Source organism: Modestobacter sp. URMC 112, assembly GCF_053502575.1.
Genome location: NZ_CP199957.1, coordinates 236,810 through 249,490, shown reverse-complemented (window position 1 = coordinate 249,490; position 12,681 = coordinate 236,810). Strand labels below are relative to the sequence as shown.

The 12,681-nt window shown below is 75.2% G+C and carries 11 protein-coding genes; 4 read left to right on the top strand and 7 right to left on the bottom strand.

Annotated features, from left to right (window positions below; genetic code table 11):
* Positions 1-14: 14 nt before the first annotated feature.
* The 6 genes from ACWIX6_RS01135 to crcB form a co-directional block, all read right to left on the bottom strand.
* Complete coding sequence (locus tag ACWIX6_RS01135; RefSeq protein ID WP_448615006.1) at positions 15-461, bottom strand: chemotaxis protein CheW; 447 nt, start codon at positions 459-461, stop codon at positions 15-17.
* 1 nt (position 462) lies between these two features.
* Complete coding sequence (locus ACWIX6_RS01130; RefSeq protein WP_448615005.1) at positions 463-3,033, bottom strand: chemotaxis protein CheA; 2,571 nt, start codon at positions 3,031-3,033, stop codon at positions 463-465.
* A gap of 325 nt (positions 3,034-3,358) precedes the next feature.
* A complete protein-coding gene (gene otsB / locus ACWIX6_RS01125; RefSeq protein ID WP_448615004.1) occupies positions 3,359-4,135 on the bottom strand; it encodes a trehalose-phosphatase in 777 nt (258 codons plus the stop codon).
* Entirely contained in the window at positions 4,132-5,550 is a 1,419-nt protein-coding gene (locus ACWIX6_RS01120) for an alpha,alpha-trehalose-phosphate synthase (UDP-forming) (protein WP_448615003.1), read from the bottom strand. The genes otsB and ACWIX6_RS01120 overlap by 4 nt, the downstream gene beginning before the upstream one ends.
* Positions 5,551-5,579: 29 nt before the next feature.
* Positions 5,580-5,936: a fluoride efflux transporter FluC gene (locus tag ACWIX6_RS01115; RefSeq protein WP_448615002.1), complete on the bottom strand. Its 357-nt coding sequence runs from the start codon at positions 5,934-5,936 to the stop codon at positions 5,580-5,582.
* Positions 5,933-6,346 carry a fluoride efflux transporter CrcB gene (crcB, locus tag ACWIX6_RS01110; RefSeq protein ID WP_448615001.1) on the bottom strand — a complete coding sequence of 138 codons (414 nt, stop codon included), beginning with the start codon at positions 6,344-6,346 and terminating at the stop codon, positions 5,933-5,935. Before crcB ends, ACWIX6_RS01115 begins: the two co-directional genes overlap by 4 nt.
* A gap of 7 nt (positions 6,347-6,353) precedes the next feature.
* Here crcB and ACWIX6_RS01105 point away from each other — a divergent pair, with 7 nt between their 5' ends.
* From ACWIX6_RS01105 to ACWIX6_RS01095, 3 genes are all read left to right on the top strand, one after another.
* Positions 6,354-7,463 carry a CaiB/BaiF CoA transferase family protein gene (locus ACWIX6_RS01105; RefSeq protein ID WP_448615000.1) on the top strand — a complete coding sequence of 370 codons (1,110 nt, stop codon included), beginning with the start codon at positions 6,354-6,356 and terminating at the stop codon, positions 7,461-7,463.
* A gap of 63 nt (positions 7,464-7,526) precedes the next feature.
* Positions 7,527-8,519: an aldo/keto reductase gene (locus ACWIX6_RS01100; RefSeq protein WP_448614999.1), complete on the top strand. Its 993-nt coding sequence runs from the start codon at positions 7,527-7,529 to the stop codon at positions 8,517-8,519.
* Between the two features lie 18 nt (positions 8,520-8,537).
* A complete protein-coding gene (locus ACWIX6_RS01095; protein ID WP_448614998.1) occupies positions 8,538-8,903 on the top strand; it encodes a hypothetical protein in 366 nt (121 codons plus the stop codon).
* A 405-nt stretch (positions 8,904-9,308) separates the two neighbouring features.
* On the opposite strand, the gene ACWIX6_RS01090 is transcribed toward ACWIX6_RS01095, so the two are convergent.
* Positions 9,309-10,181: a hypothetical protein gene (locus tag ACWIX6_RS01090; protein ID WP_448614997.1), complete on the bottom strand. Its 873-nt coding sequence runs from the start codon at positions 10,179-10,181 to the stop codon at positions 9,309-9,311.
* Between the two features lie 166 nt (positions 10,182-10,347).
* Between ACWIX6_RS01090 and ACWIX6_RS01085 the strand changes: the two genes are divergently transcribed.
* Positions 10,348-12,678: a SpoIIE family protein phosphatase gene (locus ACWIX6_RS01085; RefSeq protein ID WP_448614996.1), complete on the top strand. Its 2,331-nt coding sequence runs from the start codon at positions 10,348-10,350 to the stop codon at positions 12,676-12,678.
* Positions 12,679-12,681: the final 3 nt, after the last annotated feature.

Sequence of the window (12,681 nt, the reverse complement as noted above, 5' to 3'; positions counted from 1 at the left end):
ATCGGGGGTGGGGATCAGGTGCCGACGGCGCGGTTGACGTCGAGGGCGAGGAGCAGGTGGCCGTCGAGCTTGTAGGCCCCCCGGATCAGCTCCCGGGCACTGCCGTCGAGGGTGTCCGGAGGAGCCTCGAAGTCACGGAGGTCGACGTCCACGACGTCGGCGATGCTGTCGACGAGCAGGCTGACGGCCTCCCCGTGCAACCGGACGACGATCACGACCGCCTCGGTGCCCTCGGGGCGGGCCGGCCGGCCCAGCCGCTCGCGCAGCTCGATGGCGGTGACGACCTGGCCGCGCAGGTTGATCAGCCCGGCGACCGCCGGGGGAGCCAGCGGCACCCGGGTGATGCTCTGGCTGCGCAGCACCTCCTGGACGTGCTCGACCTCCACGCCGTAGAGGTCGCCGTCCAGCCGGAAGGTGGCCAGCTGGCTGGTGTTCGGGATCGCCGGTGCGGCGGTGCTCACGTCAGACCTCCAGGAAGGGCGAGGGGGCGCCGTCGAAGGCGTCCAGGGGATCGGGGGAGGCGCCCAGGCCGGCCAGGCCGCCGGGGAGCGACGCGGGTGGCGTCGAGTAGAAGGCCGGGTCGGCGGCGAGGATGGCCGCGCGGACGTCGAGCAGCTCGGTCACCCGGTCGCCGATGACGGCCGACCCGAGCAGCCCCAGGTCGTCGATGTCGCTGTGCACCGACGCCTCGCCGTCGACGATGTCGAGGATCTCCTCCACCACGATGGCGACGCTGCGGCCGTGGTCGGCGTAGACGATGACCTCCAGCACCTCCCGCTCGTCGCCGCCGAAGGCACCCAGGTGCCGGTCCAGCCGGACGATCGGCAGGATCGCGCCGCGGTACTGCACGACCTCGCGGGAGCCGACCCGCTCGACGGTGTCGCTGCGCACCTGCTCCAGGCGGGTGACGGTGTCCAGCGGGATGGCGACCCGTCGGCCCCCGCCGATCGCGGCCAGCAGCATGCGCTGGCGCTCGGCGACGGTGGCGGTGACGGCGGCGGCCATCCGGCTCTCCTGGCGCTCGGCGGTCTCCGGGCGCAGCGCCCGCCGGGCGAGCGCCTGGACGTCGAGGATGAGGGCGACCGCGCCGTCACCCAGGACCGTGGCTCCGGAGTAGAGGCCGATGGCCTTCATCTGGCCGCCGACGGCCTTGACCACGATCTCCTCGGTGTTGATGACCCGGTCCACCACGAGGCCGAACCGGCGCCCCTCGGACCGCAGCACCGCGATGACCACGTGGCCGTCGTGCCGGTCCGACGGCAGCCCGAGCACGTCGGCCAGCCGCACCAGCGGCAGCAGCTCGCCGCGCAGCCGGTACACCGACGCGCCGCCGACCTCCTCGACAGCGGCCGCGGCCTTCTCGGCGTCCAGGGCGACCAGTTCCTGCAGGCTGATCTGCGGGATGGCGTAGCGGTCGCCGGCGCACTCGATGGTCAGCGCCGGGACGATCGCCAGGGTCAGCGGGATCCGCAGCCGGGTGCAGGTGCCCCGCCCCGGGACCGACTCCACCTCGATGGTGCCGCCGATCGACTCGATGTTGGTCTTGACGACGTCCATCCCGACGCCGCGGCCGGAGACGTTGGTGACCGCCGCCGCGGTGGAGAACCCGGGCAGGAAGATCAGCTGGAGGACGTCGGCGGGGCTCATCCGGGTCAGCTGGTCGGCGGTGACCAGGCCGCGCTCGACGGCCTTGGCGCCGACCCGCGCCGGCTCGATGCCCGCACCGTCGTCGGCGACCTCGACGACGACCTGGCCGCTCTCGTGCCGGGCGCGCAGCATCAGGACGCCCTCGGCGGGCTTGCCGGCGGCGATCCGGGCCTGCGAAGACTCGACGCCGTGGTCGACGGAGTTGCGCACCAGGTGCGTCAACGGGTCCTTGACCGCCTCCAGCAGGGTCTTGTCCAGCTCGGTCTCCCGGCCCTCCATCTCCAGGCGGACCGACTTGCCGCACTGCAGGCCCAGGTCGCGGACGACGCGGGGCAGCTTGGACCAGATGTGGTCGATCGGCTGCATGCGCGTCTTCATGACGCCCTCCTGCAGCTCGCTGGCGATCAGGTTCAGCCGCTGGGAGGCGCGGACCAGGTCGGGGTCGGTCACCCGGCCCACGTACTGGACGATCTGGTTGCGGGTGAGGACGAGCTCACCCACGAGCAGCATCAGGGCGTCGAGCAGGTCGACGTCGACGCGGATCGTGCTGTCGGCGACGGCCCGGCGGCCGGGCTGCTGGCCCTTCCCCTCGGCGTCTGCGGCCGGCGCGGCGGTGGACTCGGGAGCCGCCGGCGGCACCGTGTCCTCCGCGGCCGGGGTGGGGAGGGACTGCACCGGGGCCTCCGGGAGCTCGTCGACAGGCAGCTGGACCGCCGGCACCTCGGGCAGGGACGGCACGGCCGGCTCGGCGACCGGCTCGGCGACGACCGCGGCCGCCTTGCCGGCCGGCGTGCGCTTGGCCGGGGCCTTCTTCGCCGCGGGCTTTGCGGCACCGGGCTTGGCGGGGGCGGGCTTGCGGGCCGGCGGTGCGGTGGCGACCTCGGTGCGCGGGGTGGGGACGACGGGCGCCTCGGCGACGACCTCGACCGGCACCTCGACGGCCACCTCGACGGGGACCTCGGCCACGGGCGCCTCGGTCACCGGTGCCGCGGCGGCGGGGGCCTCCTCCAGCGCGGCGCTGATGGCGGCGACGGTGGCCGAGACGTCGACGCCGCCCTCGCCCCCGCCGGCCTCGATGGCGGCCAGCAGGGCGCGGACGCAGTCGACCATCTGCAGCAGGGCGTCGGTGCGGTGCGGGGTGAGCTCCAGCGCGCCGTCCCGCAACCGGGAGAGCAGGTTCTCCCCGACGTGGGCGACCTCCTCCAGCCGGTTGAAGGCGAGGAACCCGCTGGTGCCCTTTATGGTGTGGATCGTCCGGAAGATGCTCGACAGACGGTCCCGCGAACGGGGGTCCTGCTCCAGGGCGACCAGGTCCTGGTCCAGCTGGTCGAGGTTCTCGTGACTCTCCACGAGGAACTCCTCGACGATGTCGTCCAGACCTTCCACGCCTGCCTCTTCCCTCACGTGCGCCGCCGAGCCCGCCCCGGACAGCGATCAACAACTCAGGTACGACACCACAGCTCCGGTCATGGACCCGGAACGGCGCGCGCAATTCCGGGACAACACCGAGAATGCGCGGCCACCGCCATTCTGGGACCATTCGTGCACTTGTCGACAATGGCGACCGGTCACCGGGTCCGGCAGGTGGAGGGATGTGACACCGCGCGGGAGGAATCGGCAGCGGGGCAGGCGGACGTGACGCCCGACGCGCCGTGCGCTGGGAGGAGAGGTGCGGGAGGGGCGGGAGTGGCGGCTGCTGCGGGCGGAACCGTCAGGCGGACAGCGCGGTGCCCAGTCGCCGGAGGACGGCCTGCACGCCGTCGAGGTCGGTGACCCGGTGGGCGGCCACGGTGTCGCCGGGTCCGACCTTCACCGTGACGGCGCGGGCGCCGGGCACCCCGGCGGCGGCGGTGAAGGCGTCCTCGTCGGTGACGTCGTCCCCGAGGTACAGCAGGCCGGTGGCACCGAGCTCGGCGGCCAGCCGCACCAGGGCCGTGCCCTTGTCGGCGTCCGTGACCGCCAGTTCGAGCACGTCCTTGCCCGGTTTGGCGGTGAGCGAGGGGTCCGCCCCGGGCCCGGCGGCGACGTCGGCGAGCAGCTTCCGACCGGCCGCCCGGTCGGCGACGGTGCGCACGTGCACCGCGACGCTGGCCGGCTTCACCTCGAGCCGGGCACCGGGGACGGCGGCCACCAGCGGTGCCAGCGCGTCCGCCAGGGTGTCCCGCCGGCCGGCCAGCTCCCCGGCGATCGGCCCGTCGAACTCGGCGCCGTGGCTGCCCACCCAGCGGAACGGTCCGGTGAGCCCGCTCGTCGTCCGCAGGTCGGCGACGCCCCGGCCGCTCACCAGCGCGACGGTGACCCCCTCGACCGCGGCGAGCCGGGACAGCAGGGCGTCGTTCCCCGGCTCCGGGACGGCCGCGGCGGGGTCGTCCCGGAGCCTGGCCAGCACCCCGTCGTAGTCGCTGGCCAGCAGCAGCGGCCGGCACCGGGCGAGCTCGTCCAGCGCGCCCGCTAGGGCCGGGTCCAGGCCGGGCCCACCCGAGGTCATGCCTGGGCCTGCAGCGACTCGAAGAACGAGTTGGCCCAGTGGTCCAGGTCGTGCTTCGTCAGGTGCCGGCGCATCGCGCGCATCCGCTTCGCCGCCTCCGCCGGGTCCATCCGCAGCGCCCGCAGCAGCTGCTGCTTGACCCCGGCGATGTCGTGCGGGTTGACCAGCAGCGCCTGCCTGAGCTCGGCGGCCGCGCCGGCGAACTCGCTGAGGACCAGCACCCCGCCGAGGTCGCGCCGGGCGGCCACGTACTCCTTGGCCACCAGGTTCATGCCGTCCCGGTAGGGCGTCACCAGCATGACGTCGGCCGCCCGGTACATCGCGGCCAGCTCCTCGCGGGGCATCGACTGGTTGAAGTACTGCACGGCCGGCCCGGCGATCGAGCCGTACAGGCCGTTGATGTGCCCGACCTGCTGCTCGATCGTCTCCCGCATCGTGACGTAGTGCTCGACCCGTTCCCGGCTGGGGGTGGCCACCTGCAGGAACACCGTCGACGGCGCCTCGATCGCGCCGTCCTCCAGCAGCTCCTCGAAGGCCTCCAGCCGGACGCCGATGCCCTTGGTGTAGTCCAGCCGGTCCACGCCGAGCACGAGCTTGTCCGGCCGGCCGAGCTCCTCGCGGATCTCCGCGGCCCGGGCCACCACCTCGGGGGAGGAGGCCAGCTCGTCGAAGCCGGCCACGTCGATCGAGATGGGGAAGGCGCGGGCGGTGACCGTCCGGCCCTCGTAGCTGATCGTGCTGCCCTTGGTCGGCAGGTCGTGCAGCCGGCGGGCGAGGCTGACGAAGTTGGACGCGGCGCTGGGCATCTGGAAGCCGATGAGGTCCGCGCCCAGCAGCCCTTCGATGATCGCCGAGCGCCACGGCAGCTGGGTGAACAGCTCGTAGGGCGGGAAGGGGATGTGCAGGAAGAACCCGATGGTCAGGTCCGGCCGCTGCTGGCGCAGCAGGGCGGGGACCAGCTGCAGCTGGTAGTCGTGCACCCAGACGATCGCGCCCTCGGCGGCGACCTCGGCGGCCCGGTCGGCGAAGCGCCGGTTGACCTGGACGTAGGCGTCCCACCAGGCCCGGTGGTACTCGGGCTTCTCGACCACGTCATGGTAGAGCGGCCACAGCGAGGCGTTGGAGAACCCCTCGTAGTAGCGGTCCACCTCCTCCTCCGACAGCGGCACGGGGACCAGGTGCATGCCGCCGGACTCGAAGGGCTCCGGGGCCTCCCCGGCGGAGCCGGACCAGCCGACCCAGGCGCCGCCGCGGCCGGCCACGAACGGCTCGAGCGCGGTGACCAGCCCGCCGGGGCTGCGCTGCCAGCGGGTGCTGCCGTCCGGGTCGGTGACCTGGTCGACGGGCAGCCGGTTCGCCACGACGACGACCGGGCTGTCGGCGTCGGACCCCTGAGCGCTCGTGTCATCAGCCATATGGCCGCCGACCCTACTGACCCCGCCGGTCAGCCGCGAACCAGCGCGTACGCCGCGGCCGCCGCGCCGAGGCCCAGCAGCAGGGTCGCCCCCACGTAGCCGGCCGCCCGCAGCACGGCCCGCTCCTCCACCAGCCGGACGACGTCCCAGCCGAAGGTGGAGAACGTGGTCAGGGTCCCGCAGAAGCCGGTGCCGACCAGGGCCAGGACGGCGGGCGGCACGTCGCGCAGGCCGAGCAGCACGCCCAGCACGGCACTGCCCACGACGTTGACCGTCAGCGTGCCGGCCACGCTCCCGGGGCCGCGCCGGGCGACGGCCACCCGGTCGGCGAGCAGCCGCAGCGGTGCACCCACCAGCGCGCCGAGGACCACCAGCAGCGGGGTCATCGACCGGCTCCGGCGACCTCCGCGGGTCGCCCGACGGCGGCCCACCCCAGCAGCAGCCCGGCCGCGACGGCCAGCACGCCGCCGGCCACCGAGACGAGCACGTAGGCGCCGGCCACCCCCCAGGCACCGGCCTCCGCCAGCCGGACGACGTCCACCGCGAACGTCGAGTACGTCGTCCAGCCGCCCAGCACGCCGGTGGCCAGGAACGGCCGCAGCCACGGGCGGGCCGGCGGGCGCGCGGACAGCACCGCGAGCAGCACCCCGATGAGCAGGCAGCCGGTGAGGTTGACCAGCAGGGTCGCGACCGGCCAGGTGGCCGACGGCAACTCCTCGCCGACGCCCCAGCGGGCCAGCGCGCCGAGCGCTCCTCCGACCGCGGCGGCGAGGTAGCCGGTCACGTCGGGCAGCATGCCATCCGTGGTCTCTGGAGAGGGTCCCCTGCGGGGCGTGCGGGTGCTGGAGTTCGCCGGGCTGGGGCCGGGTCCCTTCTGCGGGATGCTGCTGGCCGACCTCGGCGCCGACGTGGTCCGGGTGGACCGGCGGGGGAGCCGGGCCGGGCTGGTCGGCGCGCTGGGTGGCCCGACGCTACTCGACCGCGGCAAGCGGTCGATCGCCCTGGACCTCAAGGACGGCGACGACCTCGCCGTGGCGCGCGCCCTGGCGGCCCGCTCCGACGTGCTGCTGGAGGGCTTCCGGCCCGGCGTGATGGAGCGGCTGGGACTGGGCCCCGACGTGCTGCTGGCCGCGCACCCGGCGCTGGTGTACGGCCGGATGACCGGCTGGGGACAGACCGGGCCGCTGGCCCCGACGGCCGGCCACGACATCGGCTACATCGCGCTCACCGGGGCGCTGGGGGCCAGCGGGCGGCCGGACGAGCGGCCGGCGCCGGCGGTCAACCTGCTGGGCGACTTCGGCGGCGGCGGGGTGTTCCTCGCGCTGGGCGCCCTGGCCGCTCTGCTGCACGCCCGCGCGACGGGGGAGGGGCAGGTGGTGGACGCGGCGATCGTCGACGGCACCGCCGTCCTCACCACCATGCTGCACGGGATGCTCGCCACCGGCGCCTGGACCGACCGGCGCGGGACCAACCTGCTCGACACCGGTGCGCCGTTCTACGACGTGTACCGCTGCGCCGACGGGGAGTTCCTGGCCGTCGGCGCGCTGGAGGAGCAGTTCTACGCCGCGCTGCTGACCGGCCTGGGGCTGGCCGGGGACGCCACGCTGCCCGACCGGGCGGACCCGACGTCCTGGCCGCTGCTGCGGGAGCGGTTCACCGCCGTGTTCGCCTCCCGCACCCGGGCGGAGTGGTGGTCGGTCTTCGCCGGGACCGACGCCTGCGTCGCGCCGGTCTGGTCGCTCACCGAGGCCGCCGCGGACCCGCACAACCGGGCCCGCGGGGTGTTCACCGAGCGCGACGGGGTCGTCCAGCCGGCGGTGGCGCCGCGCTTCTCGGCCACCCCCGGCAGCGTCGGCGCCGTGCCCAGGGTCGGGCAGGACGACGCGGAGATCCGGGCGGAGCTCGCGCGCTGACCCCCGGGGGTTCCACGTGGACCCCGCCGGTTGCCTGCCGCCGGTCGCGGGCAGGAGGAGGGCATGCAGACACGCGCGCTCGCCGCCCTGACCGTCTCCGCCCAGGGCCTGGGCTGCATGGGGATGAGCGAGTTCTACGGGACCGCGGACCAGGCCGAGGCCGAGGCGACCATCCACCGGGCGCTGGACCTGGGCGTCACCTTCGTGGACACCGCGGACATGTACGGCCCGTTCACCAACGAGCAGCTGGTCGGCCGGGCGATCGCCGCCCGCCGCGCCGAGGTCGCGCTGGCCACCAAGTTCGGCAACGAGCGCAACCCCGACGGCTCCCGGGTCGGCGTCAACGGCCGCCCGGAGTACGTGCACCGGGCCTGCGACGCCTCCCTGCAGCGCCTGGGGGTGGACGTCATCGACCTCTACTACCAGCACCGGGTCGACACCACGGTGCCGGTCGAGGACACCTGGGGGGCGCTGCGGGAGCTGGTCGAGGCCGGCAAGATCCGGTCCGCCGGCATCTCCGAGGCCGCTCCGGAGACCATCCGCCGGGCGCACGCCGTCCAGCCGGTCACCGCGGTGCAGACCGAGTACTCGCTGTGGAGCCGCGACCCCGAGGACGACGGCGTGCTGGCCACCTGCGCCGAGCTCGGCATCGGCTTCGTCGCCTACTCCCCGATCGGCCGGGGCTTCCTGTCCGGCCGGATCCGCAGCGTCGAGGACCTGGCCCCCGACGACTTCCGCCGGCAGAACCCGCGGTTCCAGGGGCAGGCCCTCGCGCAGAACCTGGAACTGGTGGACCGGGTGCGGCAGATCGCCGACGGCAAGGGCGTGACGGCCACCCAGCTCGCCCTGGCCTGGGTGATGGCGCAGTCGGGCCGGGACGGGAACCCGGCGGTCGTGCCCATCCCGGGGACCAAGCGGGTGCGCTGGCTGGAGGAGAACGCCGCGGCGGCGGACGTGACGCTGACCGAGGAGGACCTGCGGCAGCTGGACGAGGCCGCACCCCGCGGCGCGACCGTGGGCGACCGCTACCCGGACATGTCCACCGTGCACCGCTGAGCACGGGAGGATCGCCGGGTGGAACCCGCCCTGGTCGTCGCGGCCAGCGTCGCCGCCGCCGTGGTGGCGGCCCTCGGTGTGCTGTCGACCGTGCTGCGCCGCCGGATCGGCCTGGCGCACCTGGTCGGGGCGGGGGCGCTGGAGCTGGTGCTGGTCGCCCAGGCGGTGGTCGCCGCGGTGCAGCTGGCCAGCGGACACCGCCCCGCCGAGCTCGCGACCTTCGTGGCCTACCTGGCCAGCGTCGTGCTGCTCCCGGTGGCCGGCGTGCTGTGGGCGCGGAGCGACCCCACCCGCTGGGCCGGGACCGTGCTCGCCGTGGCCGCGGCGGCCGTCGGGGTGATGATGTGGCGGCTGCTGCAGCTGTGGGAGGTCACCGGTGGCTGAGCACCTGGGCGCTCCCGCCGCGCCCCCGGCCGGGGCGGACACCGCCCGCGGGCCCGGCCGGGTGCTGGTCGCCCTGTACGGGGTGTTCGCCCTGGCCGCCGGCTCGCGGGCCGCCGTCCAGCTGGCCACCCGCTTCTCCGAGGCGCCGGTGGCCTACCTGCTGTCGGCGCTGGCGGCCGCGGTGTACCTGGTGGCGACCGTCGGCCTCGTCCGGGGCGGCCGCGGCGGACGCCGCGCCGCTCTGGTGGCCTGCGGGGTGGAGCTGGCGGGGGTGCTGGTCGTGGGCACCCTCTCGCTGGCCGACCCCGCCGCCTTCCCGGACGAGACGGTGTGGTCGGGCTACGGCCGGGGCTACCTCTTCGTCCCGCTGGTGCTGCCCGTCCTCGGCCTGCTGTGGCTGCGGTCTCAGAACTCCCCGCCGCCGAAGTCGCCACCCCCGAAGTCGCCGCCCCCGAAGTCGCCGCCCCCGAAGTCGCCGCCCCCGAAGTCGCCGCCGCCGAAGTCGCCGCCGGCGTCCCCGCCGGCGTAGTCGCCTCCGCCGTCGGCGAACTGGTCACCGCCGCCCGCGTCGTCCTGCTGGCCGTCGGAGTAGCCCTCGGCGTAGGCCTCCTCGTCGCCGCCGCCGAACAGCCCGCCGTCCCCGAGGCCGGTGTCGAACAGCGCGTCGGCCACCGCCGAGCCGACGACGACGCCGGCGACGGTGCCGAGCAGGCTGCCGCCGATCATGCTGCCCATCCCCATCCCGCCCATCCCCATCCCGCCCATGCCGCCCCGCCCGTAGCCGGGTCCGTACCCGCCGCCGTAGCCGGGGCCGCCGCCGTAGCCGCCGGGGCCGTACCCGGGGCCGGCGCCGTAGCCGCCGCCGCCGAAGGCGCGCTCCAGGGTGCCCGGCCGGCGGATCTCCGCCCGGGTCGCGGCGCGCGCCAGGCTCTGCGCGTCGTCGCCGCGTGGGCGCTCCGCACCCGGGACGGCGGCGAGCTGCTCGAGCACCTGGCGGCGCTGCTCGGTGGTGAGCTTCCCGAACGCCTCGGCGTGCGCGGCCTCGACCTGGTCCGGCGGTGCGGTGCGCAGCAGGTAGCGGTACCGCTCGATCGCCTGCTCGTCTGCGGACCGCGGCGCGGCCGGGGCCGGCTGGCCCCCGTAGGGCTGCGCTGCGCCGTACGGGGGAGCGCCGTAGGGCTGCTCGTAGGGCTGCTCGCCGTACCGGGGGTCGCCGTACTGGTCGGGGTACGGCGATGACGGGCGCCGTCGGCCGAAGATGCGGTCCAGGAGTCCCATGACATCCGCCTCTCGTCGGGAGCCCGGCGGCGGCACTCGGCGCCGGGTGTCCTCGCGCCCATACCCAGCCGGTCGCCGCGGGACGCGTGCCCTCCACCAGGCGCCGGCCACCCTGATGGAGGACAGGTGGTGCACCACCGATTCGGCGCGGGATAAGGTCGTCGTCGTGCCGCCGCCGCGCGACCTGCCCGCCGAACAGCCAGGATCCTCCGTCCCACCCGAGGCCGTCGCCGTCATCGCCGGCGTGCAGCCGAACCCGGCCGGCGAGTCCGAGCAGCAGCAACAGGCCTCCCTCGTCGACGCCGCCGAGGCGGTCGTCTCGGCGAGCAACGCGACCAACACGGGCGCGCAGGCCGGTCTGCCGTCGGTCCTCGGCGACGTCCCGGTCGCCGTCCTGGTGATCGACCAGGCCGAGGGCAGCGTGGTCTACGCCAACAGCGCGGCGATCGAGCTGGCCGGGAACGTCCACCTGCCCGTGGCGGTGGACACTTGGGGCGCGTCGGCCGGGCTGACCGACCTCACCGGCTCCCCGCTGGCCAGCACCAGCAACCCGCTGTCCCGGGTCGCCCAGGGCCGGCCGCTGACCGGCGAGGCCGTGCGGTTGTCGCCCGCGCGCAGCAGCGACGCCACCCGGGCCGCGGACGTCACCGGCGGCGACCTGCTGCTGTGGGTCACCGGCTTCCCGCTGTCCCAGGACACCAGCGCCCAGCGGCTGTCCCTCGTGGTCTTCCTGCACCTGGAGGAGGGCGACGGGCTGGGCGACCCGGACGCCCAGCTGCAGGCGCTGCGCGACCGGGCGGTGGTGGCCACCGACATCGCCTTCACGATCACCGACCCGCGGCAGCCCGACGACCCGCTGATCTGGGTGAACCCCTCGTTCAGCCGGATCACCGGGTACGACAGCGAGGAGTCCGTGGGGCGCAACTGCCGCTTCCTGCAGGGCCCCGCCACCGACCGCGCCCAGGTGGACGAGATCCGCAAGGCACTGGAGGCACAGCAGCCGGTCACCGCCACGCTGCTCAACTACCGCAAGGACGGCACGGCCTTCTGGAACCAGCTGTCCATCACCCCGGTGTTCGACGGGGACGGCAACCTGGTCAGCTTCGTCGGGGTGCAGACCGACGTCACCGAGCGGGTCCGGGGCGAGGACGAGCGGTCCGCGGCCTTCGCCGCGGAGCGGGCCGCGCGCCGGGAGGCCGAGCAGGCCCGGGCCGACGCCGAGCAGGCCCGCGCACAGGCCGAGCGGGCGCAGAGCCGGCTGGCGCTGATGGCGGAGGCGACCAGCACGCTGAGCGCGACGCTGGACATGTCCGAGCTGTTCGACCGGCTGGCGTCGCTGTGCGTCCCGCTGCTCGGCGACTGGGTGTTCCTCACCATGGTCGACGAGCACGGTGCGGTCCGGGAGACCGCGGCCCGGCACCGGGACGGCCGGGAGGACGAGCTCGCCCAGCTGGCCGCCCTGCACGCCCGCAACCTGCCGCCGGAGTCACCCAGCCGGCGCAGCCTCGCCCACGCCGAGCCGGTGCTGGTCGAGAACGTGACCGACGAGTGGGTGCACCGGGTCTTCCCGCTGGAGGCGACCGCCGAGCTCTTCCGCCGGCTGGGCGGCAGCTCGGTGCTCACCGTGCCCCTGGTGGCCCGCCGCCGGACGCTGGGCGCGATGGCCCTGGTGACCGGGCACGGCCGGTCGTTCACCCCCGAGGACCTCGACCTGGCCCAGGACCTGTCCCGCCGGGCGGCGATGGCGATGGACAACGTGCGGCTCTACCAGCAGGAGCACACGGTCGCCGAGACCCTGCAGCGGTCACTGCTGCCGGTGCTGCCGGACATCCCGGGGATCGTCGCCGCGGCGCGCTACGTGAGCGCGTCGACCGCCGCCGACGTGGGCGGCGACTTCTACGACCTGCTGTCGCTGCCCGACGGCGCGGTGGGCATCGCCGTGGGCGACGTGCTGGGGCACGACCTGGCCGCGGCCGCGGCCATGGGGCACCTGCGCGGGCTGCTGCGGGCCTGCGCGTGGGACACCGGCGACCCCGACCCCGGTGCGGTGCTGGGCCGGCTGGACCGGCTCGTGCAGGGCCTGCAGGTCGCCGAGATGGCCACCATCGTCTACGTCCGCGCGCAGCGGCCTCCCGTCGCGGGGCAGCCGTGGCGGCTGGAGCTGGGCAACGCCGGCCACCCGCCGATGCTGCTGCGCGCCGCGGACGGCACGGTCAGCCAGCTGGACGGCGTGACCGGGCTCCTCCTCGGCGTGGACGGCGCCACCCGGCGGACGTCGCTGACCGTGGAGGTGCCGGCGGGCACGACGCTGCTGGCCTACACCGACGGCCTGATCGAGCGCCCGGGCCAGGACATGGACCAGGGCATCGCCTCGCTGATGGCCCGGCTGGCCCGGGCGCCGGTCGAGGCCACGCCCGCCGAGCTGTGCCGCCACGCGGTCGGGCCGACCCCGGACCGCCGGGACGACGTCGCGGTGATCGCCGTCCGTTTCTCCTGACCG

Bases quoted from the DNA above. Each gene is read 5' to 3' on its own strand.
- ACWIX6_RS01090 (WP_448614997.1), bottom strand. From the start codon at position 10,181: ATGGGACTCCTGGACCGCATCTTCGGCCGACGGCGCCCGTCATCGCCG.
- ACWIX6_RS01120 (WP_448615003.1), bottom strand. From the start codon at position 5,550: ATGGCTGATGACACGAGCGCTCAGGGGTCCGACGCCGACAGCCCGGTC.
- ACWIX6_RS01115 (WP_448615002.1), bottom strand. From the start codon at position 5,936: ATGACCCCGCTGCTGGTGGTCCTCGGCGCGCTGGTGGGTGCACCGCTG.
- ACWIX6_RS01100 (WP_448614999.1), top strand. From the start codon at position 7,527: ATGCAGACACGCGCGCTCGCCGCCCTGACCGTCTCCGCCCAGGGCCTG.
- otsB (WP_448615004.1), bottom strand. From the start codon at position 4,135: ATGACCTCGGGTGGGCCCGGCCTGGACCCGGCCCTAGCGGGCGCGCTG.
- crcB (WP_448615001.1), bottom strand. From the start codon at position 6,346: ATGCTGCCCGACGTGACCGGCTACCTCGCCGCCGCGGTCGGAGGAGCG.